Origin of the sequence: Serratia sp. 4542 (genome assembly GCF_016805595.1) — a bacterium.
GTDB lineage: Bacteria > Pseudomonadota > Gammaproteobacteria > Enterobacterales > Enterobacteriaceae > Serratia > Serratia nevei.
On the sequence record NZ_RXKV01000004.1, the window covers coordinates 297,998 to 323,051 of the forward strand.

The following is a 25,054-nucleotide window of genomic DNA, read 5'->3' on the forward strand; positions in this document are numbered from 1 at the left end:
AAACCGGCCGGGCGCGGGCTCAGCGCGTGGATCGCTGCAGGATGACGGCGGTCGGCTGTTTCTGCAGCCAGCGCATGCGTAGCGCCATCATGATGGCGGCGAAGGTCAGGCCGATGATAAAGCCGATCCAGAAACCGCTTGGCCCCATTGCCGGCACCACCACATCGGTTAACGCCAGCAGATAGCCGCTCGGCAGGCCCAACACCCAATAAGCGATGAAGGTGATAAAGAAGATCGCGCGGGTGTCTTTATAACCACGCAGCACGCCGCTGCCGATCACCTGGACAGAATCCGAGATTTGGTACAGCGCCGCCAGCAGCATCAGTTGCGACGCCATCGCCACCACCGCCGGGCTGTCGTTGTACAGCAGGGCGATCGGTTCGCGGAAGGTGGCGGTAAACAGCGCGGTGCAGACGGCCATGGTGATGCCGACGCCGATGGCGGAGTAGGCGGCGACACGGGCGCCTTCAACCGAACCTTCCCCCAGACGGTAACCGACGCGGATGGTGGCGCCGACGCCCAGCGACAGCGGCAGCACGAACATCAGCGCGCTGAAGTTAAGCGCGATCTGGTGGCCGGCGACCGCAACGATCCCCAGCGGCGAAACCAGCAGCGCCACCACGGCGAACAGCGTGACTTCGAAGAACAGCGCCAGCGCCACCGGCATGCCGATGCCGATCAAGCGCTTCAGCGCCGCCCAGTCTGGGCCGCCGAGATCGCCTGCCTGGCGTTTGATGTCGCGCTGCGAGGGCGCGCGCTTCACGTACCAGCGCATCATCAGGAACATGATCCAGTAGACGCTGCCGGTGGCGACGCCACAGCCGACGCCACCCAGCTCCGGCATGCCGAACTTGCCGTAGATGAAGATGTAGTTGATCGGGATATTCACCAGCAGGCCGAGGAAGCCGATCACCATGCCGGGCTTGGTTTTGGACAGGCCTTCGCACTGATTGCGCATCACCTGGAAGAACAGGTAACCCGGCGCTCCCCACATGATGGCGTGCAGATAACCGACGGCTTTATCCGCCAGCTGCGGGTCGATGTTGTGCATCATGTCGATGACGAACTTGCAGTTATACAGCACCACGATCAGCAGCACGGACACGCCGGAAGCCAGCCAAAAACCCTGGCGCACCTGGTGAGCGATGCGATCGCGCCGCCCGGCGCCGTTAAGCTGGGCGATAACCGGGGTCAGCGCCAGCAGCAGGCCGTGGCCGAACAGGATGGCCGGCAGCCAGATTGAAGTGCCGACCGCAACCGCCGCCATGTCGGTGGCGCTGTAGGCGCCGGCCATGATGGTATCCACCACGCCCATGGCGGTTTGCGATATTTGCGCGATGATGACCGGGATAGCGAGAGCCAATAAACTACGCGCTTCAATTAAGTACTTCTGCACGCATACACCTTTCTATTTATATATGTGGGAGGGAGGGCTGCCGCGAGAGGACAACAATTAAAATAGCGGAATTTTGTCAAAAATATTGTACCTGCTCGGCGTCGTTAAGCAAACGCCGCAGATAAATAGTTATTAAATGCGCAGGCCCGCGTTTTTTGCCTACGCGGATTTGGTTTTCAGCGCCAACTGGGGCAAACTGCCGGGAGCGTTTTAACCTATTAGTAAGAAGAGGCACATATGTTCACCGGTATCGTACAAGGCACCGCGCCGCTGGTCGCCATTGATGAGAAACCCAATTTCCGCACCCACGTGATCGAGATGCCTGCCGAGCTGTTGCCGGGGCTGGAGCTGGGCGCGTCGGTGGCCCATAACGGCTGCTGCCTGACCGTGACCGCGGTGGAAGGCAACCGCGTCAGCTTCGATTTGATCAAGGAAACGCTGCGCCTGACCAACCTCGGCGATCTGGCGCTCGGCGACATCGTCAATATCGAGCGCGCGGCAAAGTTCAATGACGAAATTGGCGGCCATTTGATGTCCGGCCATATTATCTGCACGGCGGAAGTGGCCAAGATTTATACCTCGGAAAATAATCGCCAGGTATGGCTGCGCATGCCGAATGCGGAATTGATGAAATATGTGCTGCACAAAGGTTTCATCGGCATCGACGGCATTAGCCTGACCATCGGCGAAGTGGTGAATAACCGTTTCTGCGTGCACCTGATCCCGGAAACGCTGGATCGCACCACGCTGGGTAAGAAACGCCTGGGCGATAAGGTGAACATCGAAATCGATCCGCAAACGCAGGCGGTGGTGGATACCGTCGAGCGCGTGCTGGCCAACCGGGAAGCGACGCTGGCGGCGGCGATGGCGCCGGCGCACAAAGACTGACAGCGATTCTGGCGTTGCCGCCGGTATCGAATCATAAGCAGAGAGGAGAAACGCGTGAAGTTTTATGGGAAAACGTTGTTGTTAACCGCGTTGCTGGCGCTGAGCGCCTGCAGCAGCTCACCTGAGCAGGGCGCCGGCGCGCAAATGGCCGATGCGGACGATACCTGCGGCGCTTCGCAGTATCAAAACTTCGTCGGTAAGCCGATGACCTCGCTGGAAGGCGTGCGGATCGACGCCAAGGTGCGCGCCATTCCGTACAACTCTGCCGTTACCATGGATTTCAACCTGCGCCGCCTGAACTTCCTTGGCGATAGCAACGATAAAATCATTCGCGTTTATTGCGGTTAACCCGCAGCATCCGAAAGAGCAAAAAAAAGCCCCGGCGATGATGTTACCGGGGCTTTTTTATTGGGGAAACGTTCAGCGCGCGACGCGAATGCCGCCTTCAACGCCTTTCGGGCTGAACACCACCTGCCACAGCTGCAGATCGCGCGCCCGGAACGCGCCGGCGCAGGCGTTCAGGTAGTAGCTGAACATCCGCTCGAAGCGTTCGGAATAGCGCGGGGCAAGCTGCGGCCACGCCTGTTTGAAGCGCTCGAACCAGGCCATCAGCGTGCGGTCGTAGTCGGCGCCGATGTTGTGCCAGTCTTCCATCACGAAATGGCCCTCGCTGGCTTCGGCAATATGGCTCACTGAAGGCAGGCAGCCGTTCGGGAAAATGTACTTGTTGATCCACGGATCGACGTTCATATCGGTCTTGTTGGAGCCGATGGTGTGCAGCAGGAACAGGCCGTGCGGCGCCAGATTGCGTTCTACCACGTTGAAATAGGTGCGGTAGTTTTTCGGCCCGACGTGCTCGAACATGCCGACCGAGACAATGCGATCGAACTGCTGATGCAGATCGCGGTAATCCTGCAGCAGGATCTGCACATCCAGCCCGGCGCAGCGCGCCTGAGCCAGCTTCTGCTGTTCGGCAGAAATGGTTACGCCGACCACTGACACGCCGTAATGCTTCGCCGCATAGGCGGAAAGACCGCCCCAGCCGCAGCCGATGTCCAGCAGGCGCATACCTGGCTGCAGCTGCAGTTTTTCGCAGATCATCCGCAGCTTCGCTTCCTGCGCTTCCTCCAGCGTGGTGGCGTCTTTCCAGTAGCCGCAGGAATATTGCATGTAAGGATCGAGCATCAGGGTAAACAGATCGTTGCCGAGATCGTAATGTTCTTTGCCGACGATCCAGGCGCGCTTTTTCGATTGCAGGTTGGTCAGGCGCGCGGCGGCGATACGCAGGGTATCTTTCAGGTGGTGGGGGAGTTTCTTCTCCAGCCCGGCGCTGACCACGCGCTGGAAGAACATATCCAGCCGTTCGCACTCCCACCAACCGTCCATGTAGCTTTCGCCCAGGCCCAGCGACCCTTGCTGCAGGACGCGTTTAAAGAAATCGGGGTTTTTAACCTGAATATCGAAAGGGCGCGATCCGTTGATTTCAATGCCGGCCAGACCGAGCATTTCGTGCGCGATACGGTACCACTGATTGTCCTGGATGCTCAGATCTTCTATACACGATGAACTCATAGCTTCTCCATCACCTTCTTCTGACTGATGACCCGTTAGGAAACAGCTTAGACAATTTCTGCGGGTGCATACGTTTACCGGCGGAAAATAGGCCCGCGGCGTCTGATATCCGACTATGAACAGAGGAAATTTAAAGAAACGACCCGGCGCGAACGGCGCGGGATAAACGCATCCTTAAAAAAGAGTGTGACGCAAAGCGCGTACACAAGTGCTAATTGAGATATAGAGATTATAAGGTGTTACTTTACAAGGTTGTTTTTGAGTATAGGCGTGCCGAGGCGTTGACTCAACTGTAAATCGCACTCGGCACGCATATTCTTTAAGTGATTATTAAACTTGGTAATTATGACGCTGAGTTAGCATGTTCCCGCTGCGCCTTTTGCTGCGCGTCAACTGCTTTTCCCCGCTGCAGGAAATACCCCAGCGCGGCCAGGATCACCGTCGATACCATTACCGTCACCGTCGCCAACAGCGGCTGGGCAATGAACGCCGACACCAGCATGCTCGCCACAAAACACAGCCCCAGCTGCAGCGTATTTTGCAGCGCGGCGGCCTTGCCACTGCTTTCCGGGAACGGCATCAGCGCATTCGCCACCATGATCGGATAGCCGGCGCCGTTGACCAGCGCCATCACGCAGAACGGGATCAGCAGCGTGGTGAGCGTCGGTGCGGTCAGGGTCGCCACCAGATACAGCGCCACCATGCTGACACCATAAGCTACCAGCAGCCACGGCAGCAGGGTTTTGCCATTGATGCGCTTGAGCGCGGCGCGGCAGCCGTAGCCACCCAGCAGGAAGGCCAGCGTCTGCGGCACATAGCTCAGACCGATGTCGCTCGGGCCATAGCCCATATCACCGAGGATGAACGGCGAGCCGGTCAGCCAGGCGAAGAAGCCTGCCGAACAGGCGGCGTACATGGCGACGTTGCCGCTGAACACAGGGGATTTCAACAGTCGCCAGAAGCTGACGCCGTTTTTTGGCGCCTCGGCGGTGGGCTGCGTTTTGGCGCGCTCTTTGAGCATCAGCGTCGGCAGCAGCAGCAGTACGGTGATGGCCAGCAGCACGGCGAAGATTGCACGCCAGCTGGCGTGGTTCAACAGCCAGGCGCCCAGCAGCGGCGCCAGCGCCGGCGACAGCGCCACCAGCGGCATGATGGTGGCGAATACGCGATTGGCCTGGCCTTCGCGATAGCGGTCGACCACCAGCGCTTGCCAGATGGCGGCGGCGGAACAGACGCCGACGGCCTGAATAAAGCGCAGGATCCAGAGCTGCACGGCGTTCTCTACCCACAGCATGCCCAGGCAACCGAAGGCGAACAGCGTCAGGCCGATCAATAATACCGGTTTGCGGCCCAGACGGTCGGAGAGCGGCCCCCACAGCAGCTGCGCGAAGGCGAAGCCGGCCAGGAAGATGCTCAGGCTGGCGCTCACCGCGCCGGCGGAAATTTGCAGTTCTTCCCGCATGGCACCGAAGGCGGGCAGGTACATGTCGGTCGCCAGATAACCCAGCATGCTCAGGCCGGCGAGGTAGAACATAAAGCCAAAGGAATTTCGCATGGTATTTCTCGTTAATATTTTAATGTCGCAGGTTTTTAGCGCCGGCCAGTGTATCCGGCTGGATCTCTGCTTGTGAAACGGTAATATTTGCAAAGTGCTGTTAAAAAAATTGAAGGCAAAGCGATGTGGTCTGAATATTCTCTTGAAGTGGTCGACGCGGTGGCGCGCACCGGCAGTTTCAGCGCGGCGGCGCAGGAGCTGCACCGGGTGCCGTCGGCGGTGAGCTATACCGTACGGCAGCTGGAGCAATGGCTGGCGGTGCCGCTGTTTGAGCGGCGTCACCGCGATGTGGAGTTGACGCCGGCCGGCGCGCTGTTTATCAAGGATGCGCGAGTTGTTATCAAAAAAATGCTCGACACCCGTCGCCACTGTCAGCAGGTGGCCAACGGGTGGCGCGGCCAGCTGAATATCGCGGTGGACATCATCGTCAAACCGCAGCGCAGCCGCCAACTGGTGCTGGATTTCTACCGTCATTTCCCCGACGTCGAACTGATGCTGCAACCCGAGGTGTTCAACGGCGTGTGGGATGCCTTGGTGGACGGCAGGGCGGACATGGCGATCGGCGCGACCCGTGCGGTGCCGGTCGGCGGCGGCTTCGCCTTCCGCGACATGGGCTATATGAACTGGCTGTGCGTGGTCAGCCCGCAGCACCCGCTGGCGCAACTGACAGGGCCGCTGAATGACGATCAGCTGCGGCCGTACCCTTCGCTTTGCCTGGAGGACACCTCGCGCAATCTGCCCAAGCGCGTCACCTGGACGCTGGATAACCAGCGGCGGCTGGTGGTGCCGGACTGGACTTCGGCGCTCGACTGTTTGTGCGCCGGGCTGTGCGTCGGCATGATGCCGGCACATCGGGCGCTGCCGCGGGTGCAGCGCGGTGAGCTGAAGGCGTTGCAGCTGCAGCAGCCGTTTCCCGCCAGCCCTTGCTGCCTGACCTGGCAGCAGGATAAACCCTCACCGGCGATGAGCTGGCTGCTGGCGTATCTGGGCGATGGGGAGACGCTGAACCAGGAGTGGCTGAGCGAGGCGGAACCGGAAGCCGTGCAGGCTTCCGGCGCGGAGGATTAGCGGCGGTAGTCGATGAACGGGCCGTCGGCGACCGAGCGGCGTTCAATCAGCTTCGGATGCACTTCGATCACCTGCGACTCTTCGCGTTTGCTGATGATGCGATCCAGCAGCATGGTGAAGGCCATTTCGCCCAGGCGTTCTTTAGGCTGGTGAATGGTGGTCAGCGCCGGGGTGAAGTAGCGGGCGTTACGCACGTTGTCGTAGCCGATCACGGAAATATCCTGCGGCACCCGCAGCCCCAGCTCGTCGGCGGCGCAGATGGCGCCCATCGCCATGATGTCGCCGCCGCAGAATACCGCGGTCGGCCGCTGCTTTTGCGACAGGATTTGGTGCATCGCCTTGTAGCCGGACTCCGGCTCGAAGTCACCCTGGACGATCCACTCTTCGCGAATGTCGATATGCGCTTCCTGCAGTGCCTTCATAAAGCCCTGGTGACGGCCGCCGCCGGTATTGCGCGACAGTTGGCCCGGAATGGCGCCGATATCGCGGTGGCCGCGCTCGATCAGGTAACGGCCGGCCAGATAGCCGCCTTCGAACGCGTTATCGATGATGGTGTCGGTGAAGTCGCCGCGCGCGGCGCCCCAGTCCATCACCACCATCGGGATGTTGCGGTAGTCTTCCAGCATGCCCAGCAGCTGATCGGGGTACTCGGAGCACATGACCAGCAGGCCGTCGACGCGCTTTTGTGCCAGCATCGCCAGGTAGGCGCGCTGCTTGTCGAGATTGTTGTGCGAGTTGCACAGGATCAGGGTGTAGCCTTTGCTGTAGCAGCTGTTTTCCACCGCCTCGATCACTTCGGCAAAGTAGGGCGCTTCGCTCGAGGTGGCCAGCAGGCCGATCGACTTGGTGTGATTGACTTTCAGGCTGCGCGCCACGGCGCTCGGCGAGTAGTGCAGCTCTTTGATGGCGGCCCACACGGCCGCTTTGGTCTCTTCGGCGACGAAACGAGTCTTATTGATGACGTGCGAAACGGTGGTGGTGGAAACGCCCGCGCGTTTGGCCACATCTTTAATCGTTGCCATGTAAGGAATGACTCCTGAACTCACATGTTTACAGCATGTAAGTGTGATGTTAATCGTTTGCCTACGTAGATCCTTCTCCAGAGAAGCGAAAACTGAGTTTTTAGTGTGTTGAAGTCTTCAGCGCTTAATCAGGAGGGGCATGGATGCCGGTACGCAGTTGTGAACTGCGAATTTTGTCGCATATTGAACAAAAGTGGAAGAGGTAATCGAGATTATAAACCGGGAAATGATAACAAGATTTTATCGGCGAACTGTGGGAAAATGATTTGACGTACTAATTGTGCGCCTTTTATCCTTAGGAAAGCCCATTTTAAAGGAGTTGTCATGGATACCGAATTGAAGATGTCGCTGTTCACCACCGTCTGCGCATTGGCGGTCATTATCGCTTTCAGCTTCGTTGCCGCGTTGAACTGATTTACCCCCGGTTATAAAAAAGGCGCAGCCTGGCTGCGCCTTATCACCTCAGAACCTGCGCTTACGCCAGGTTTTCCGCTGCGAAGGTCCAGTTGACCAACGCCCAGAAGTTTTCCAGGTATTTTGGACGCGCATTGCGGTAATCGATGTAATACGCGTGTTCCCACACGTCAACGGTCAGCAGTGGTTTGTCTTCACCGGTCAGCGGGGTGGCCGCGTTGGAGGTGTTGACGATCGCCAGCGCGCCGTCCGGTTTTTTCACCAGCCAGGTCCAGCCTGCACCGAAGTTTTTCACTGCGGCATCGGTGAACTGCTCTTTGAACGCAGCGAAAGAGCCGAAGGATTTGACGATTGCCGCCGCCAGTTCGCCCTGCGGTTCACCGCCGCCCTGTGGCGACAGGCAGTGCCAGTAGAAGGTGTGGTTCCACACCTGCGCGGCGTTGTTGAAGACGCCGCCGTTAGAGGTCTTGATGATCTCTTCGAGCGATTTGCCTTCGAACTCGCTGCCTTTCACCAGGTTGTTCAGGTTAACCACGTAGGTGTTGTGGTGTTTGCCGTAGTGGTATTCCAGGGTCTCGGCGGAGATGTGCGGCTCGAGCGCGTTTTTCTCATACGGTAATGCAGGTAATTCAAACGACATTGCTTCCTCCTTTACAGCGCCATTCGCTTCCCGCCGGGGCGAGAGCCGTATGGGCCGTTTTTTATTGTGGTCATTCAATCTTAACAATTTTCATCATAAAAAACAGGAGGAAAAGCGAGAAATGCGCGTGGGGAAGTGCGATGGGCGATAGCTTGAGCAGGCGGTTGCGACCGGGGCCGCAACCGCGCAGAACAGGGCATTAACGAATGGTTTTCGGCGTCACTACGCGGCGTGCGCCGATGTAGTGGTTCTGCCAATAGTCGTTGTCGAGCTGACTGATGCGGATCTCTTCACCGGTGCGCGGCGACTGGATGAACTTGCCGTTGCCGAGGTAGACGCCGACATGGTCCGCCACGCCGCGGTTGTTGATGCGGAAGAACACCAGATCGCCGCTTTCCAGTTCGCTCTTCTTGATCGGCGCCGCATCGCGCAGGTGATACATCTCGTTGGCTGTGCGCGGCATCTTGATTTTCACTACGTCTTTATAGGCGTAATAGATAAGGCCGCTGCAATCGAAGCCGGTGCGCGGCGAGCTGCCGCCCCAGCGGTAAGGTTTGCCCATCTGTCCCATCAGCTTGGCCATCGCGGTCTGCTTGGCGTGCTGGTAGCGTTTTTTGTGCGCGGGGCTGAGTTTCAACGGCTTTTCTTCACGCGCCAGTTTGGCGGTGGCCATACCGGCTTCGCGGTGGCGACCATAGCCTTTTTTATAGCCTTTTTTCGGCGGGGTGACTTTAATCTTGGCGGTTTTCTGCGCTTTGGCCTTGGGTTTGGCGCTGACGATCTTTTTCGCGCTTTTCTCGCTTTTTGCCTTGGCGGTCTTGGTTTTTTTCTCGGGGGCCGTCACTTTGGCTTTTTTGGCGGCTTTGTCCGCTTTCTTTTTTCTGCGGTCATCGGGCCGCGCTTCATTAGCATGGCTTTTACGCTGCTCGGCGGCGACACGCGCCTGTGGCGCAGCGTGCGCCAAATTGAAGAAGAGCTGCGTAAACAGCAGCGCAAAGAGCGTAAGAATTAAACGCATGTCGACGTCACCAACCTTGGCCCCGAAACGGATATCGAAAGAGTTACAGTATTCCCGAATTTCGCCATATAAAACAGCGAAGAACTCATAAATAATAATCCATATTGTGAGAAAACGTTAATGACATTTTTTTTGGTTCAAAATCAGCCTGTTGATGTATGAAAAAGCGCCAGTTGGCGGTGGGGATATAATTAATCCTCGCCGTCATCGCGACGCAATATATTAGTGAAATGGTCGGATTAAAAATGTTATTCTCGACGTATGTTTTGACCGGAATGACGTGGCCGGTGAAACGCGATCGGCGGCGGGCGAATATCCTTGCAAAAGATGGCGTTTTCTTGCGACTGTTCCAGCCGCTACAATAGCCCGCGTGATGCATGTTGTAGCCATGAAATGTGGCTTGAGGAAGCAATAAATGACGACGACACTTGAAAAAATTCAGCACCAGATCGCTGAAAACCCGATTCTGCTGTACATGAAAGGTTCGCCTAAGCTGCCGAGCTGCGGCTTCTCCGCACAGGCTGTGCAAGCGCTGTCCGCCTGCGGCGAGCGTTTCGCCTACGTGGATATTCTGCAAAACCCGGACATCCGCGCCGAGCTGCCAAAATATGCCAACTGGCCGACGTTCCCGCAGCTGTGGGTAGACGGTGAGCTGGTCGGCGGTTGCGATATCATCATCGAGATGTATCAGCGCGGCGAACTGCAGCAGCTGATCAAAGAAACTGCGGAAAAGTATAAAGCGCAGGAAGACCAACAGTCTTAATCGACAGGCTTGCGGTTATCGCGCAATGGGCGGCGCCAGTGCAAACTGGGCCGCCTTTTTTATTGGGCTTATTCGGCGAGGTCGCCGGCGGGCAGCGGCCAGCCGCCGAGACGTTTCCAGCGGTTAACCAGCTCGCAAAACAGCAGGGCGGTTTGTTCGGTGTCGTACAGGGCGGAGTGCGCCTGGCTGCTGTCGAACGGCATGCCGGCGGCGATGCAGGCTTTCGCCAGCACCGTTTGGCCCAGCACCAGGCCGCTCAGCGCGGCGGTGTCGAAGGTGGCGAACGGATGGAACGGGTTGCGCTTCAGGCCGGCGCGCTCGGCCGCGGCCATCAGGAAGCTGTGATCGAAGTTGGCGTTGTGTGCCACGATAATGGCCCGGTTACAACCGCGATCCTTGAGCCCTTTGCGCACCGCTTTGAAAATGGCGTGCAGCGCGTCATATTCGCTGACCGCGCCGCGCAGCGGGTTGTGCGGATCGATGCCGTTGAACGCCAGCGCTTCCGGCTGCAGGTTGGCGCCCTCGAAAGGCTCCACGTGGAAGTGCAGGGTCTCGTCCTGCTGCAGCCAGCCGTCTTCATCCATTTTCAGCGTGACGGCGGCGATCTCCAGCAACGCATCGGTATTGGCGTTGAAGCCGGCGGTTTCAACATCTATTACTACGGGATAAAACCCACGAAAACGACCACTCAGGGCGTTAAGATCACTTTTCTCGGCCATCAGTTTCTTATCTTCATCGAATGCAGCGCGCATTATGGCAAATTTTGCGCCCGGTTGCAGGCGCTATTGCGCGGAGAATCAGCAGGGCGCAGCGCGCCCTGAAGGGGAGGCTTAGTGGCCGAGGCCCTGACCGGCATGTTTATTTTCGATCAGCTCGATTTTGTAGCCGTCCGGATCTTCGACGAAGGCGATGACCGTGGTGCCGCCTTTCACCGGGCCGGCTTCGCGGGTGACCTTGCCGCCTGCGCGGCGGATGCTGTCGCAGGTGGCGGCAACGTCGTCCACGCCCAGCGCCAGGTGGCCGAAGGCGGTGCCCATGTCGTAGCTGTCGGTGCCCCAGTTATAGGTCAGTTCGATAACCGCGCCTTCGCTTTCTTCCGTATAGCCGACGAAAGCCAGCGAGTATTTGTACTCTGGATTTTCGCTGGTGCGCAGCAGGCGCATGCCTAATACCTTGGTGTAGAAGTCGATGGCGCGTTGCAGGTCACCGACGCGGATCATGGTATGGAGTAAGCGCATAATTCCTCTGAATTGGCTGTGCCGTGGCAGACGGCGGGTGGATTGAAGCACCAGCGAGTATAGCCTTGTCCCGCAAAGGAATTCAACGTAACGAATGAGTGACAATGTCACTTGTGGGGCTCGCGACGGTGATGTCTAAATATTGATCGAGCGTACCGATCGATACAGAGTAATTGATCTGCACAATCAATTATCTATTTCGACGGCAAGCGTGTAAAAATTGAACGGCAGTAGAGCACAACACCAGGGAACACCGGCCCGCCCCGTGCGGGCTTTTTTGCGTGCGGCGGATAAAAAAACGGCCAGGCAGTCGCATGGCCGTTTGGGATCAGGACGGGTTACTTCGCCAGAAACGGATAGTCGGTATACCCTTCGGCGCCGCCGCCGTAGAAGCTTTCCGGCTTAGGTTCGTTCAGCGGCGCGTGCTGACGGAAGCGCTCCACCAGATCCGGGTTGGCGATGTAGCTGCGGCCGAAGGCCACCGCGTCGATGAAACCTTTTTCGATCAAGGCTTCGGCTTTTTCGGCGGTGTAGGCGCCGGCGCCGACGATCACCCCTTTAAAGTGGGCGCGCACCGAGTCGCGGAAGGCGTCGGAATACGGCTTGCCGCCGGCCCAGTCCGGCTCGGAAATGTGCAGGTAGGCGATGTTGCGCTTGTTCAGCTCTTCCACCAGATACAGCGCCGCGTCTTCCTGATCTTCACCGTTGTCCAGCCCGTTGAACGGCCCCAGCGGCGAGATGCGGATGCCGATGTGCTCAGAACCCCATTCGGCGACCGCCGCGTCGACCACTTCCAGCGTCAGACGGGTGCGATTCTCGATGCTGCCGCCGTATTGATCGGTACGTTGGTTGGAGGCCGGCGACATGAACTGATGCAGCAGATAGCCGTGGGCGGCATGCAGTTCGATGAAGTCGAAGCCGGCTTCCCGCGCGTTGGCGGTCGCTTGGCGGAAATCGTTGACGATGCCCGGGATCTCGCTGGTTTCCAGCGCACGCGGCGTGGAGGTCGGTACGCGCACCCAGGCGCCGGTTTCATCACGCACGGTGGTGCGGGTTTCGGCGTTGATTGCCGAAGGGGCGACCGGTGCTTGCCCGCCCGGCTGCAGGCTGGCGTGGGAGATGCGGCCTACGTGCCACAGCTGCACGGCGATATGGCCGTTTTTATCATGCACTGCCTGCGTGATGTTTTTCCATGCGGCGATCTGCTCCGGCGTATGCAACCCCGGCGCACCGGCGTAGCCTTTCGCCTGGAAGGAAACCTGCGTCGCTTCGGTCACGATCAGGCCCGCGCCGGCGCGCTGTGCGTAATATTCCGCCATCAGCGGCGTAGGAATATCGCCCGGCTCGATGCTGCGCAGACGCGTCAGCGGAGCCATAAACACGCGGTTGGGCAGGGTGATGGCGCCAACCTTCAGCGGAGAGAGCAATTTTTCAGTCTTCATAGTGCATCCTGTATTTAATAGACCGGTCGTCTAGTGGTGGGCGATAAAAAACCACGAACTGCATTTTTCAATAAAAAGAAATTGTTACCGTTACGGTTGCGGCGGGCGCAGCAGCAACTCGATGCTTTCCAGCGCGCTGGTCAACGGCGCCAGCGAGTGGCGGATCTTGGCGCGCAGCGAAGCGCCGAGCCACAGTGAGTACAGCGTCTCTGCGGTCGCTGCCGGGCTCATGGCCACCGACAGCGAGCCCTCGGCGATACCGCGTTCGATGGCCTCCTGCAGGTGGCCGATCACGCGAGCGGTGCCTGTTTCCAGCGCATGGCGCATCGGTTCTGACAGATCGCTCACCTCGGCGGAAAGCTTCACCGCCAGGCAGGCGTTATGGCATTCGCTGCGGCAGTGGTAGCTGATGGCCTGGGCGTAATAGCCGAGCAGCTGGTGGCGGGCATCGCCGTGCTCATCGGCAAACAGCGCCTGCATTTCTGCATCATAATGCGCGAAATAGCGTTGCAGCATCGCTTCGCCGAAGGCTTCCTTCGAGCGGAAATAGTGGTAGAACGAGCCTTTCGGCACGCCCGCAGTGGCCAGCAATTCGCTCAGCCCCATGCCAGTAAAGCCCAGGCGCAGGCTGAGAGTTTCGCCGGTGGCGAGCAGATGTTCACGTGTGTCCACGTTGCAATGCGTTGATTTGGTCATCATGGTGCCGAGCATAATAGACCGATTGGTCTAGGTCAATGGGAATAAAAAAACCGGCGCACAAAACGCCGGTTGTCTGCGAACTATTGTGCCCCAGCGGCACGAGGAAGTTAAGCGCTTACGCCGCGTTGCGGCAACGCTGCAGGATATCCAGCCGGGATTGATATTCGCGGCTTTGTACGTTCAGCATGCCCAGCAGGGTATGGAACAGGTTGTCCTGCGACACATCGTCCTTTTCCGCCAGCGCGTTCAGGCATTGGCGATCGACGCCGAAGTTGCGCTGATAGTCGGCCGACATCCACATCAGGAAAGGCACGTGCGTTTGCTGGCTCGGCGCGAAGACATAAGGCGTGCCGTGCAGGTACATGCCGTTTTCCCCCAGCGACTCGCCGTGATCGGACAAATAGACCAGCGCGGTATTGAAGCGGTCGTCATACTGCTGCAGCAGCTTGATGGTGGCATCGAGCATCGCGTCGGTATACAAGATCGAGTTGTCGTAGGTGTTCACCAGCTGTTCATGGCTGCAATCCTGGATCTGATTGCTGTTGCAGGTCGGCGAAAATGTCTGGAATTCTGGCGTGCTGCGGCGGTAGTAAGCCGGGCCGTGGCTGCCCATCTGGTGCAGCACGATCACGCCGTCGTCTTTCAGGCTATTGATGTAGTCGTTCAGCTTATACAGCAGCACGTTATCCATGCAAACTTCGCCGTCACAGTCCTGCGGCAGTTTCAATTTGGTCATGTCGATGTGCGGCACCCGGTCGCAGGCGCCTTTGCAGCCGCCGTCGTTATCACGCCACAGCACGTTGACGCCGGCATGTGCCAGCACGTCGAGCATGCCCTCCTGGTGTGCCGCCTGAGTCGCGTCGTACTCTCTGCGCGGCATGTTGGAGAACATGCAGGGGACGGAGATCGCCGTCTCGGTGCCGCAAGAGCTGGCGTTCTTGAAGTAGACCACGTCGTCCTGCTTCAGGCGCGGGTTGGTTTCGCGCTCGTAGCCGCCGAGGGAGAAGTTTTCGGCGCGGGCGGTTTCGCCCACCACCAGGATCACCAGCGTTTTCTTGGCCTGCCCGGCGATCAGCGGCCCTTTGCGCGCGTCTTCACCGATTTTTACCAGCGGCAGATTGCGGGTGAAATAGCGCTGTTTGGTAAATTTGAGCGTGCCGGCGACGAAGTTGGAAGGCGTCAACATCTTCACCACGCTTTTATTGTTGCGGATCAGCGAAGCGTAGTCTTTGTAGAACAGCGCGGCGACGATCAGGATCACCACCAACGACAGCATGACGTTGGCGGCGCGCAGCCCGACCATATACCACCAGGGGCGGGTCTGGCGAATATGGGCGAAGCAGACCGCCACCGCCGGCAGAACGCCGAGCAGCGCCAGCCACAATCCCATGCGCGGCGTCAGCAGCGCCGTCGCTTCCTGGGTATTGGTTTCGAAGGCGTTCTGCATCATGTTGCCGTCGATCACCACGCCATAGCTGTACATGAAATAGTTGGCTGCGGCGCTGCCCAGCAAGAAAAAGACGATCAGCGGCTTGCGCAGGTAGGGCACGGTCAACACGCTGAAGATGATATTCAGCGCACAGAAAATCACCACCGGCATGCTGGCGGCGAAAATGACGCTGTGGACGCTATCGAAGGTGATATACGACCAGGCGCGGTGCAGGAATAACGCGTTTTGAAACAGAGTGAAGAACAGGGCGGTGGCGAGGATAAAACCGAGGCTGTTGCACTGTAAGCGTTGACGTAACCACATTGCCAAATCTGGATCCTGAGAGGAGATAATGCCTTGAAATCTACCGGATGAAACTTAAGAAAACCTTAGAAATTCAGAATACTGGCGGCGGCGAACGCAGGGAAAAGGCCAGGCCGGGCGGCCTGGCAATGAGGCAGTTTAGTAGGCGGCGGTGAACTGCGCGCGAATAAACTGTGGTTTTTCAATCTCATCGACGATGGCGACCGCCAGATCTTCCACCGAAATGCTGGCCGGCGCTTCGCCGTTCATCAGCAGCTGGGTGGTGCCGAGGCGGAACTGACCGGTGCGTTTGCCCGGTTCCAGCAGGGCAGCCGGCGAGAGATAGGTCCAGTCGAGCGCCGATTCATTGCGCAGCTTGTTGCGCAGATCGCGTACCGCCTGCGCGCCGGGGCGGATATTTTCCGGGAACTGTGGCGTATCCACCAGTTCAACGCCCGGTGCCACTTCCAGGCTGCCGGCGCCGCCGACCACCAGCAGGCGCTTGACGCCGGCCTGTTCGACCGCGGTGAGGATCTGTTGGGCGCCTCGAGCGGTCTTTTCATACAGGTTGTCTTCGCCCCAGCCGGGGTTGTAGGCGCTGATCACCGCATCCTGACCGCGCAATTGCCCCGCCAGCCAGGCGGTATCGGCAACGTCGCCCAGCGCGACGGTCAGATTGGCGTGCTCCGGCAACTCTTTTTTCTGACGGGCGATCGCCGTCACCTGAATGCCGCGAGCCAGCGCTTCATCCACCACGCGGCGGCCAACAAAACCGGTTGCTCCAATAATGGCTACTTTCATCTGTATGCTCCTTCGGGGATGTGTTCAGTATCATGAAGCAGGCCGATATGCCTGCTGCGTGGTTTATACTCTAGCCCTTAACAATAGCCGTGATTAGTGCCATATTCATGCTTTCTTGATTAAGTAAAACTTCATAATCGTGGATAAACTCAATCGAATGGCGATATTCGCCACCGTGGTGGCGGAGGGGTCGCTGGCCGGCGCGGCGCGGCGGCTGGGCATGACGCCGTCGGCGGTCAGCCAGCATATGCGCTCGCTGGAGAAGGCGCTCGGGGTGCCGCTGCTGCACCGCTCCACCCGTCGTCTGGCGCTGACCGAGGCGGGGGCGGCGTTTTACCCCGGCTGCGAGGCGATGCTGCAACAGGCGCAGCAGGCGGAACAGCGGCTGGCGGAGCTGCGGGATACGCTGGTGGGTGAGCTGCGCATCGCCACCCCGGTCGGCATCGGCGGCCGATCGCTGGCGGAGGCGCTGGCGCCGCTGCTGCAGGCGCATCCCAAGCTGACGCTGCGGGTGCTGGCGGACGATCGCATCGTTGATATGATAGAGCAGCGGGTCGACATTGCGCTGCGGGCCAACCGGCAGCTGGCGGACGCTAATATGATCGCGCACCCGCTGACGGCATGGCCGATGGTGCTGTGCGCCGCACCGCGTTATCTCAGCCAGCATGGGGTGCCGGAAAAACCGCAGGATTTGGTGCAGCACCGCTGGATCTCCAGCGGCTACAGCGGGGCCCATCTGGACCTGCTGCACCAGTCCGGCCAGCAGGTTAAGCTGCGGCTGGCGGAAGGGCAGATCGTCAGCGAGAGCATGAACGTGATGCGCGCCTTTACCCGCGCCGGGCTGGGCATTTCCATTCAGCCGCTGTATGAAATTGGCGACGAGCTTCAGCGCGGCGAGCTGTTGCTGCTGCTGCCGGAGTGGCGGCCGGCGCCGCTGCGGCTGCACGCGCTGACGCTCGAGCGTAACGTTCCGGAGAAAAGCCGCCAAGCGCTGCGCTATTTGCGCGACTATTTTCGCCGCAATGGCGAAAAGGGACTTGCCAGCGGCGGCGATGGCGTCTTCAATTAGCAAGAGAACGCAGGAGGCCCCGTGGCGCAGCAGCTTGAATTTTTCGACATCCCCAGCCCGTGTCGCGGCATTTGTCAGGCCGACGACCGCGGATTCTGCCGTGGCTGCCTGCGCAGCCGCGAGGAGCGCTTCGGCTGGATGAGCATGAGCGACGCGCAGAAGCGCGAGGTGCTGCGCCTTTGCCGTCAACGCTTCCTGCGCCTGCAACGCGCCAATAAAGCGCCCGACGAGCCGCTGCCGGAACAGCCGTCGCTGTTTTAACCTTTCCTGATCTGCCGCACGTTCGTGTGGCTTACCGCTTCCCTGTGCCTCACCGGCTTGTGTATGCTGGCTGACAACTAATGTCATGAGGTTTTCGCAATGGTAGAACGTATACGTCTCGCGCCGCAGGGGCCTGAATTTTCCCGCATGATTTGCGGTTACTGGCGGTTGATGGAATGGGGCATGTCGCCGCAGCAGCTGCTGACGTTCATCGAACAGCATGTTGAACTGGGCGTCACCACCGCCGACCACGCGGATATCTACGGGGGTTACGCCTGCGAACAGGCGTTCGGCGACGCGCTGCGCCTGAAGCCGGCGCTGCGCCAGTCGCTGGAGCTGGTGACCAAGTGCGGCATCGCCACCACCGCCAAGCCCGGCAACCCGATCGGCCATTACATCACCGACCGTGACCATATCGTACAGAGCGCGGAACAATCGCTGCGCCATCTGCATACCGACTACCTCGATCTGCTGCTGGTCCACCGGCCGGATCCGTTGATGGATGCCGACGACGTGGCTGAAGCCTTCGTCGCGCTGCATAAAAGCGGCAAGGTGCGCCATTTCGGCGTTTCCAACTTTACGCCCGCGCAGTTCCAGCTATTGCAGTCGCGCCTGCCGTTCACGCTGGCGACCAACCAGGTGGAGATCTCGCCGATTCACCAGCCGGTCATTCTCGACGGCACGCTCGACCAGTGCCAGCAACTGCGCATCAAGCCGATGGCCTGGTCCTGCCTGGGGGGCGGGCGCCTGTTCAACGACGCCGAGTTCCAGCCGCTGCGCGACGAGCTACAGCGGGTGGCGCAAGAGATCGGCGCCGATACCATTGAACAGGTGGTGTACGCCTGGGTGATGCGTCTGCCGTCGTCGCCGCTGCCGATTATTGGCTCCGGCAAGATTGAGCGGGTGCGCTCGGCGCTGAAGGCGCAGAAGCTGGTACTGAACCGCCAGCAGTGGTTCCGCATTCGCAAGGCGGCGCTGGGGTATGACGTGCCTTAAGGCGGAGCAAAAAAGAGGAAAGCCGGGCGGCGACAGCGCCCGGCTTTTTTTACGCCGATCCTTAGGCCAACACCACCTGATCGGTGTTGAAGTGATCGAGCGAGACGCCGATCAGCGTGACCTGGCTGTGGCCGAAGGCCAGCACCAGATCGTCGTTTTGCTGCGTGGCGTAGTCGCGGATATTTCCGCTGGCGCCTTCGGTGCCGATAAACACCAGCTTATCGGTGGCGTTGAAGCCATACAGTTGGTCGCGGCCAAAATCGCCGCTGAACAGGAAGGTATTGCCGTTGCCGACGCCTTTCAGGATGTCATCGCCGCTGCCGCCGACGAAGGTCAGGTTGCCGCCGGCATGGCCGATCAGCGTGTCGTTGCCGGCGTTGCCGAACAGCCAGGCGTCGTGGCTGCGAGCCTGCAGGACGTCATCGCCGTCGCCGCCGGTGGTGGCAGCGGCATAGGCTTTGAGGCCTGAATCCGATTTCAATCCGGCCGTGGTCACCTGATGATCCACCTCTTTGTTGAAAATCAACCAGGAGGTTTCTTTGCTGCGCAGGGTGCTGATGTCGTCCGCCAGCGTAATGCCGCCTTTGGCGTCGCGCAGGTAAAGCGTATTGCCATCGTAGGCGACCTCGGTGTTCTTCAGCGCCTGTTGGGTATCGAAGGTATTGTGGCCTTTGCCGCCGGCGATCAGGTTGTAGCCGCCGGCGTCGCGGAAGATATCGTCGCCGTCGCGGCCCTCGAGATAGTCGTTGCCTTTGCCGCCCTTGATCAAATCATTGCCGTCGCTGCCGATGATAAACGTCGGCCCGCTGTGCGTCTCCGCGTTGCGGTTCAGGTCTTCCACCCAGGTATTACCGCGCGTCACGTTCGACAGGTTGGAGACGATGATGGTCGAGTCCTTGTCGGTCAGCGAATAAAACTCGGAGTTCAGCACCCGCATCAGCCCGTCCTGATAGAAGAACGGCAGGTGCGACAGCCAGGTCGGAATGTTGAGAATGGAAAACGGCAGCAGGTTCCAGGCGTCCGACGCGTAATGGTCGTTGAAGTTGACGATATTGTTGGTGGCGGAGGCGTGCGGCGCATCGTGGACGCCCAGTGACGGCAGGGTTAGCGAGGTGCCGTCGAGCGCACGAAACACCGGATCGTTTTCGTAGCCGATGTTGATCACCTTGCCGCCGGCTTCGTACTGGGTCGGCGAGGCGAAGGCAACATAGTTGGATTGCGCGTAGAAGCCGCCCCAGTTGGCGTCGCTCTGCGCGGCCATGCTGTTGACCGCCAGCCCGCCGAGGCTGTGGCCGCTGACCACCACGTCCTCGCCGCTCAGCCCGTGCGCCTGCGCGAACTTCGCTACGTCGCCCAGCAGATTGCCGAAGGCGTTCAGCGCGTAGCCGTCAGCGTAGCCTTTCGGCCCGAAACCGGCCAGCAGATCGTTAATCACATCGCCAATGGTATCGCCGATCAGCGACTCGCGCGGGCCGCTGGTACCGCGAAATGAGATGCCAATGGCGGTGAGATTGCCTTCGCTGTCATATTTGCCCAGCACCTCGGCCTGAGCGGTGGTGTAACCGGCGGTCTCACCGTAGTAGGTGCCGCGTGCATCGGTTTTGCCGGCGTAACCCAGCTGCGCGGCGCTGATGACCGACCAGCCGGCATTGTTCACCGCCTCCTGCGCGGCCTGTTCTGAGTCGGGGTTCCAGGGAAGGCCGGGCAGGCCGCCCTGCGATTGGGTGCTGCCGATGAGCGCGGTGATCAGCGTCAGCGGCAGGCCCAGCCCGAAACCGGTCTGGTGGTAGCCTTCGTCGAAGCCGTTATCGATATTGTGGTAAGCGTAGGTAGAGATGGCCAAGGCGTCGGAAAACAGCGTTTTCGACGCGTTTTCGTCCAAATCCTTATAGCTAAAGATGCCCATATCAGTTCCTTATGAATTATGCCGCCTGGCCGGGGAGTGAACTCTCATGCGTCGGCGGTGGAAACAGGGAAACAACGTTAGCCGAACGACAGCTGGTCAGAGGACCAACATCGGTAGAAATAGTATTAGCCCTAAATATTAGGTGTGCGAATCAAATTGGCGAGATTGTGCGTTGGTTAACAGTGCCTGCGCCGGCTCTCCTATACTGAAAGCTCAGCAGAGACATTAAGGAGACTGATTGATGAAACGTTATTGGTATGCAGCACTTGGCCTGATGGCGTGTGGCGCGGCTCAGGCGGCGACAACCGACGTCGAGATGCACCTGGTGACCGGGCAGGGGATCGGTCAGGATGTCGGCAAGGTGGTCATCAGCGAAACGCCGTATGGCTTGCTGTTCACGCCGAGCCTGAAAGCGTTGCCGGCCGGGGTTCATGGCTTCCACGTGCATGAAAAAGGCAGCTGCGAGCCGGGGATGAAGGACGGCAAAGCGGTGGCGGCGCTGGCGGCCGGCGGGCATTTTGATCCGCAAAAGACCGGGAAGCACCTCGGGCCGTATGCCGACGGGCATCTGGGTGATTTGCCTGCCATCTATGTGACCGCCGACGGCATGGCGAACTATCCGGTGTTGGCGCCGCGGCTGAAAAAAATCAGTGAAATTGAGGGCAAGGCGCTGATGGTGCACGCCGGCGGCGATAACCACTCGGATCACCCATTGCCGCTCGGCGGCGGCGGTGAGCGTTTCGCCTGCGGGGTGATCAAGTGATCACCCGCCGCTAACGGCCGGCGCGGTGGCGGGCTGGCCCATCGCCTGCTGCAACTGCTGCAGCGAGCAGTAGAGTCGCCAAATCAGACCGGCCAAATCGCGTGCCGCCTGTTCCGGGTGGTGCGCCAGCGCGTTGCTCATGCGCAGCAGCTCCTGCAGCGTGGCGTCCAGCGAACTGTGCTGCACGCCTTTCTCCGTCATGATACCGCGCAGGCAGTGGATGCAGACATCGCGCACCGCCGACAGCGGATCGGAACGGGTTTGCCAGTCGCGCAGCTGCCAGACGATATGGCTGCAGTTGAGCAGCACCACGCCCCAGCGCAGCAGCCAGGTGCGCGCTTCCTGATCCTGACTTTGATTGAGCTGGCTGATGCGATGGTAGATCAGCGATTCGAACTGGCTTTCGCTCTGCTGCGGCCTTTTGCTCAACTGATCGATAAAATCGCGCCGCAGCGCGCGGATAATGCGGCGGCTTTTGCGTTTGTCCGAGCTGGGGCGCAGGATCTGAAACGCCAGCCCGGCCAGCAGTACGCCGACGACTTTAGCGATGTTGTCATTGATGAAGGACTGGTAGTCATAGCTCGGCGGGTTGCTGACGGTCAGGAACGACCCCATAAAGACGATCAGCTGTCCCCAAAGCGCGGCATAAGGCGGATTCTGCAGCTTGAGCATCTGCATGGTCACCAGGATCGGAAACAGGAAGGCGCAGAACACCCAGAAGTCGTCAATCTGGATCATCAAACCGAATTTTACTACGAAGCAGACGACCGAGAGCAGCAGCACCGCCTTGAGCAAGGTGCTGACGCTGTTGATCGGTGAAGGCGTCGAGGAGTAGAGCACGCAGCTGATGGCGGTGAGCGTCAGCGCCGCGCTGCCGGCGTCCCACTGCGTGTTGATCCAATAGGCGCAGCCGATCACGATGCACAAAAAGGTGCGCAGGCCGTTGTAGGCGGCTTCGTAGCTGTCGGTATGGCGCGCCAGCGAGGTGACGCGCGGCGGCTGGAGATCGCTGACCGCCGTGGCGCTCTCCAGCCGCTGCAGCCAGCGGTTGCAGCGCAGGTAAAGCCAGCAGAAATGGCGCAGGCGCAGCCAGAAGGCGCGGTGGCGGTAGTCCGTAGGCTCTTGCGGCGCGATCTGCTGAAGCAGGCGCGCCAAACGGTATTTGTCGGTGGCGGGATCGCGCAGCTCGTCCAGCAATTGCGTCAGCACCGGCATCAGATTGGCGGGGCGATCCGGCCAGTTCAGCAGCATGCGGCGCAGGCTGGAGATAACGCTGGTAATGCGCAGCTGCTGGTGCAGCAGATAGTTGAGCAGGTTATTTTGCCGCCGCAGCCGGTAGTGGCTCCAGAAAGCCTGAATACGCAGCAGGTTCATGGTCAGGATCTGGCCGATGACCCCTTCGTGCGAGGTGCGCATCTGGGCGGTGATCTCCGGCTGCCACAGCATGGCGGCGTGCTCCAACAGGCGTAGCTGCATGCGCCGCAGCGAAGTCAGCAGCGCTTCGCCGTCGGAGGTACTGGGCAGGATCATCATCATCAATCCGCCGCACAGAATGCCGGTGATCACTTCGCAAACCCGCGCCTGCGCGATATCGAAAATCTGCTGGGTATCGGTGACGTTGACCGTGCCGAAGGCGATGATGGCGGCGGTATAGCCCGCCAGCGCGAACGCGTAAGAGACGTTGTTTTGGTAATGGTTGGAGATATAGGTGCACAGCCCGATCCACGCGGCGATGAACAGCGTAAACAGCCAGGGATCGTTCAGACAGTGGCCGGCGATCGCCACCGACGCGGCGGCACCCATCAGGCTGCCGAAGATGCGGCCGATGCTTTTGCTGATCACGCCGCCGACGGTGGGGAAACTCACCACTGCGGCGGAGGTGAGCGCCCAAGAGGGCTCGTCGAGCTCGAGCACGAACGCCACCCACAGCGCGAGACACATCGCCAGTGAATTGCGCAGCGCATAGCGCCATTGGCCGCCGGTCGCCTTACCCCAGGGGGTGCGGCTCCACTCCAAAAAAGGCAGGTTCACACTTTAGTTCCGCTGATGAATCGAAATGGTGCAGGTGGTGCCGGCGACCAGCGTCAAATCGGCGGGCACGTTGAGCAATTTTATCCGTACCGGCACGCGCTGAGCCAAACGCACCCAGGGAACATTAGGCTTAACGTCCATTAATAGATCGTTGCTGCTGTCGACGCTCTGATCGTAAATGGCGCGGCCGATGCTCTCTACTTCCCCCTGCAGCGGCGTGTTGCCGTTATATAAAACGATGTCCGCTTTATTGCCTTCTTTTATATGCTTCAGCTTGGTTTCTTCGAAATAACCGAGTACATAAAACGAATGTACATCCACCAACGCCACCAGCGGCGTGCCGGCGTTGGCGTAGTTCCCGACCCGCGCCTGCAGATTGGTGATATAGCCGTCGGTTGGCGCGTAAATTTTGGTTTTGCTCAAATTCCATTTGGCCTGTTCCAGGTTGGCCAGGGCGGCTTTATAGGCGGCCTTCATTGCCTGAGCGGCTAAATTGGACGCGTCCAAATCTTCAGCGGAAATAACGTTACGCGGCAAACCGCGGCGGCGGGCGGCCTCGTGGTCTGCCTTGGCCAGATCGGATTGCGCTTTTGCCACCGCGGCCTCAGCATTGTCCAGCGCGATCTGGTAGGGCACCGGGTCGAGGGTAAAAATCAGACTTCCCGCAGGTACGAACTGATTGTCATTCGCGCTTATTTTCTCTAATCTTCCAGAGACTTCAGGGGTGATATTGACGAGTTCGGCGCGCACTTTTCCATCACGGGTCCATGGGGATTGCATATAATAATTCCAGAGCCACCAACCGGCGCAGACGGCAATGGCGCAGACGATCACCGTAGAAAAGTATTTTAATGTTTTATGCTGCATGGGTTACCAACTCGCTAAAATCCATAAGGAACCGCTGACGGTCAGAACGAAAATGGACAGGTCCATCAACATGGGATGCCAGATTTCACCGGAATACATCCAGTCTCTCAGCAGCTGATGAATCAGCAGCCATAAGACCAGTCCTAGTAAAAAAGCTTTAAATATAGGTGGAAAATAAAGCGATGCCCCCAGGACCAAATCGGGTAAGGGGGATGAGGTGTGTAACCATGATGTATTCACATTAACAATCCCTAAGGGTGAATATGTTGAATATTTGCATAACGATTAAACAATAGCGGCTAAAAATAGTGGCTATTTCCACAATATACATTATATACATTTGTGTTTTTAATGTGAGTTACCCAAAATAGTCTAAACTCTGGGAGGTAATGTTAGCATGCTAATTATAAGGAGGGGGAAGTGGAGTCAACATTAGGTTCAGATTTAGCACGATTAGTTCGTGTTTGGCGCGCGCTCATCGATCATCGGCTCAAGCCGTTGGAGCTGACCCAAACGCACTGGGTCACTTTGCACAATATCAATCGCTTGCCGCCGGAGCAGTCGCAAATCCAGCTGGCCAAGGCGATCGGTATCGAGCAACCATCACTGGTTCGCACGCTGGACCAACTGGAGGAGAAGGGGCTGATCACGCGCCACACCTGTGCCAACGATCGCCGCGCGAAGCGCATCAAGCTGACCGACGCGGCCGATCCGATCATCAGGGAAGTGGACAGTGTGATCACGTCGACACGCAGTGAGATTTTAAGCGGCATTACCGCCGACGAAGTGCATCTGTTGGTAGGGCTGATTGGCAAGTTAGAACAAAATATCACCGAACTGCAGAACAAATAATAATATTCTTATTTTCTACGATTACAGTTTCACAGCATCAGAAATAAAACCGGAGGCGATT

26 protein-coding genes are annotated in these 25,054 nt (G+C 59.0%); 10 read left to right on the plus strand and 16 right to left on the minus strand.

The window, feature by feature from the left end; all coding sequences use genetic code 11:
• Window positions 1-19 precede the first annotated feature (19 nt).
• The gene (locus EKL15_RS05410) at window positions 20-1,396 is read right to left on the minus strand and encodes an MATE family efflux transporter (RefSeq protein WP_060419181.1); all 1,377 of its coding nucleotides are present in this window, start codon (window positions 1,394-1,396) and stop codon (window positions 20-22) included.
• A gap of 237 nt (window positions 1,397-1,633) precedes the next feature.
• On the opposite strand from EKL15_RS05410, the gene EKL15_RS05415 reads away from it, so the two are divergent.
• Both EKL15_RS05415 and EKL15_RS05420 read left to right on the plus strand, forming a co-directional pair.
• Entirely contained in the window at window positions 1,634-2,284 is a 651-nt protein-coding gene (locus tag EKL15_RS05415) for a riboflavin synthase (RefSeq protein ID WP_016927930.1), read from the plus strand.
• A 54-nt stretch (window positions 2,285-2,338) separates the two neighbouring features.
• Complete coding sequence (locus EKL15_RS05420) at window positions 2,339-2,632, plus strand: I78 family peptidase inhibitor (protein ID WP_038874785.1); 294 nt, start codon at window positions 2,339-2,341, stop codon at window positions 2,630-2,632.
• Between the two features lie 72 nt (window positions 2,633-2,704).
• On the opposite strand, the gene cfa is transcribed toward EKL15_RS05420, so the two are convergent.
• Together cfa and punC are read right to left on the minus strand one after the other, a co-directional pair.
• Window positions 2,705-3,856, minus strand: a complete 1,152-nt coding sequence (gene cfa / locus EKL15_RS05425) for a cyclopropane fatty acyl phospholipid synthase (RefSeq protein ID WP_038874787.1) — start codon at window positions 3,854-3,856, stop codon at window positions 2,705-2,707.
• Between the two features lie 343 nt (window positions 3,857-4,199).
• Window positions 4,200-5,411 (minus strand): purine nucleoside transporter PunC, encoded by a 1,212-nt coding sequence (gene punC, locus EKL15_RS05430; RefSeq protein WP_070914913.1) that lies wholly within the window; start codon window positions 5,409-5,411, stop codon window positions 4,200-4,202.
• 123 nt (window positions 5,412-5,534) lie between these two features.
• On the opposite strand from punC, the gene punR reads away from it, so the two are divergent.
• Window positions 5,535-6,479, plus strand: coding sequence for a DNA-binding transcriptional activator PunR (punR, locus tag EKL15_RS05435; protein WP_070914914.1), 945 nt, complete (start codon window positions 5,535-5,537; stop codon window positions 6,477-6,479).
• Here the strand turns inward: punR and purR are convergent.
• On the minus strand, window positions 6,476-7,501 hold the full coding sequence (purR, locus tag EKL15_RS05440) for an HTH-type transcriptional repressor PurR (RefSeq protein ID WP_033638375.1): 1,026 nt from the start codon (window positions 7,499-7,501) through the stop codon (window positions 6,476-6,478). The two genes, punR and purR, sit on opposite strands and share 4 nt — an antisense overlap.
• 324 nt (window positions 7,502-7,825) lie before the next feature.
• Between purR and EKL15_RS05445 the strand changes: the two genes are divergently transcribed.
• On the plus strand, window positions 7,826-7,915 hold the full coding sequence (locus tag EKL15_RS05445) for a YnhF family membrane protein (protein ID WP_019455989.1): 90 nt from the start codon (window positions 7,826-7,828) through the stop codon (window positions 7,913-7,915).
• Window positions 7,916-7,976: 61 nt separating this feature from the next.
• Here EKL15_RS05445 and sodB read toward each other — a convergent pair whose 3' ends face one another.
• Both sodB and EKL15_RS05455 read right to left on the minus strand, forming a co-directional pair.
• Window positions 7,977-8,555 (minus strand): superoxide dismutase [Fe], encoded by a 579-nt coding sequence (sodB, locus tag EKL15_RS05450; protein WP_004931333.1) that lies wholly within the window; start codon window positions 8,553-8,555, stop codon window positions 7,977-7,979.
• A gap of 199 nt (window positions 8,556-8,754) precedes the next feature.
• Window positions 8,755-9,573 carry a C40 family peptidase gene (locus EKL15_RS05455; RefSeq protein WP_048233575.1) on the minus strand — a complete coding sequence of 273 codons (819 nt, stop codon included), beginning with the start codon at window positions 9,571-9,573 and terminating at the stop codon, window positions 8,755-8,757.
• Between the two features lie 415 nt (window positions 9,574-9,988).
• Here EKL15_RS05455 and EKL15_RS05460 point away from each other — a divergent pair, with 415 nt between their 5' ends.
• Entirely contained in the window at window positions 9,989-10,336 is a 348-nt protein-coding gene (locus EKL15_RS05460) for a Grx4 family monothiol glutaredoxin (protein ID WP_004931329.1), read from the plus strand.
• A 68-nt stretch (window positions 10,337-10,404) separates the two neighbouring features.
• On the opposite strand, the gene rnt is transcribed toward EKL15_RS05460, so the two are convergent.
• The 6 genes from rnt to EKL15_RS05490 all read right to left on the minus strand — a co-directional run bounded on the left by rnt (window position 10,405) and on the right by EKL15_RS05490 (window position 16,248).
• Window positions 10,405-11,088: a ribonuclease T gene (gene rnt / locus EKL15_RS05465; RefSeq protein WP_038874795.1), complete on the minus strand. Its 684-nt coding sequence runs from the start codon at window positions 11,086-11,088 to the stop codon at window positions 10,405-10,407.
• A 78-nt stretch (window positions 11,089-11,166) separates the two neighbouring features.
• On the minus strand, window positions 11,167-11,574 hold the full coding sequence (gene gloA, locus EKL15_RS05470; protein ID WP_004931325.1) for a lactoylglutathione lyase: 408 nt from the start codon (window positions 11,572-11,574) through the stop codon (window positions 11,167-11,169).
• A gap of 338 nt (window positions 11,575-11,912) precedes the next feature.
• Complete coding sequence (locus EKL15_RS05475; RefSeq protein ID WP_060432117.1) at window positions 11,913-13,016, minus strand: alkene reductase; 1,104 nt, start codon at window positions 13,014-13,016, stop codon at window positions 11,913-11,915.
• 90 nt (window positions 13,017-13,106) lie between these two features.
• Window positions 13,107-13,727 carry a TetR/AcrR family transcriptional regulator gene (locus EKL15_RS05480; protein WP_047727651.1) on the minus strand — a complete coding sequence of 207 codons (621 nt, stop codon included), beginning with the start codon at window positions 13,725-13,727 and terminating at the stop codon, window positions 13,107-13,109.
• Window positions 13,728-13,830: 103 nt separating this feature from the next.
• Window positions 13,831-15,468 carry a phosphoethanolamine transferase EptA gene (gene eptA, locus EKL15_RS05485; protein WP_203089026.1) on the minus strand — a complete coding sequence of 546 codons (1,638 nt, stop codon included), beginning with the start codon at window positions 15,466-15,468 and terminating at the stop codon, window positions 13,831-13,833.
• 138 nt (window positions 15,469-15,606) lie between these two features.
• Window positions 15,607-16,248, minus strand: a complete 642-nt coding sequence (locus EKL15_RS05490) for an NAD(P)-dependent oxidoreductase (protein ID WP_060440054.1) — start codon at window positions 16,246-16,248, stop codon at window positions 15,607-15,609.
• A gap of 139 nt (window positions 16,249-16,387) precedes the next feature.
• Here EKL15_RS05490 and EKL15_RS05495 point away from each other — a divergent pair, with 139 nt between their 5' ends.
• From EKL15_RS05495 to EKL15_RS05505, 3 genes are all read left to right on the plus strand, one after another.
• The gene (locus tag EKL15_RS05495) at window positions 16,388-17,317 is read left to right on the plus strand and encodes a LysR substrate-binding domain-containing protein (RefSeq protein WP_187135399.1); all 930 of its coding nucleotides are present in this window, start codon (window positions 16,388-16,390) and stop codon (window positions 17,315-17,317) included.
• 21 nt (window positions 17,318-17,338) lie between these two features.
• Window positions 17,339-17,578: a DUF1289 domain-containing protein gene (locus EKL15_RS05500; RefSeq protein WP_019455980.1), complete on the plus strand. Its 240-nt coding sequence runs from the start codon at window positions 17,339-17,341 to the stop codon at window positions 17,576-17,578.
• Between the two features lie 99 nt (window positions 17,579-17,677).
• The gene (locus tag EKL15_RS05505; protein WP_203089028.1) at window positions 17,678-18,574 is read left to right on the plus strand and encodes an aldo/keto reductase family oxidoreductase; all 897 of its coding nucleotides are present in this window, start codon (window positions 17,678-17,680) and stop codon (window positions 18,572-18,574) included.
• A gap of 61 nt (window positions 18,575-18,635) precedes the next feature.
• Here EKL15_RS05505 and EKL15_RS05510 read toward each other — a convergent pair whose 3' ends face one another.
• Complete coding sequence (locus EKL15_RS05510; RefSeq protein ID WP_203089030.1) at window positions 18,636-20,480, minus strand: polyurethanase; 1,845 nt, start codon at window positions 20,478-20,480, stop codon at window positions 18,636-18,638.
• A 241-nt stretch (window positions 20,481-20,721) separates the two neighbouring features.
• Between EKL15_RS05510 and sodC the strand changes: the two genes are divergently transcribed.
• Window positions 20,722-21,243, plus strand: a complete 522-nt coding sequence (gene sodC, locus EKL15_RS05515) for a superoxide dismutase family protein (protein ID WP_100396337.1) — start codon at window positions 20,722-20,724, stop codon at window positions 21,241-21,243.
• Here sodC and EKL15_RS05520 read toward each other — a convergent pair whose 3' ends face one another.
• The 3 genes from EKL15_RS05520 to EKL15_RS05530 are packed head-to-tail and all read right to left on the minus strand — an operon-like array spanning window position 21,244 to window position 24,381.
• Entirely contained in the window at window positions 21,244-23,274 is a 2,031-nt protein-coding gene (locus tag EKL15_RS05520; RefSeq protein WP_060419161.1) for an FUSC family protein, read from the minus strand.
• Window positions 23,275-23,277: 3 nt separating this feature from the next.
• Complete coding sequence (locus tag EKL15_RS05525; protein WP_060440051.1) at window positions 23,278-24,141, minus strand: HlyD family secretion protein; 864 nt, start codon at window positions 24,139-24,141, stop codon at window positions 23,278-23,280.
• Between the two features lie 3 nt (window positions 24,142-24,144).
• Complete coding sequence (locus EKL15_RS05530; protein WP_004931303.1) at window positions 24,145-24,381, minus strand: DUF1656 domain-containing protein; 237 nt, start codon at window positions 24,379-24,381, stop codon at window positions 24,145-24,147.
• A gap of 180 nt (window positions 24,382-24,561) precedes the next feature.
• Here EKL15_RS05530 and slyA point away from each other — a divergent pair, with 180 nt between their 5' ends.
• Window positions 24,562-24,993: a transcriptional regulator SlyA gene (gene slyA, locus EKL15_RS05535; RefSeq protein ID WP_038874827.1), complete on the plus strand. Its 432-nt coding sequence runs from the start codon at window positions 24,562-24,564 to the stop codon at window positions 24,991-24,993.
• The last annotated feature ends 61 nt before the right edge of the window (window positions 24,994-25,054 follow it).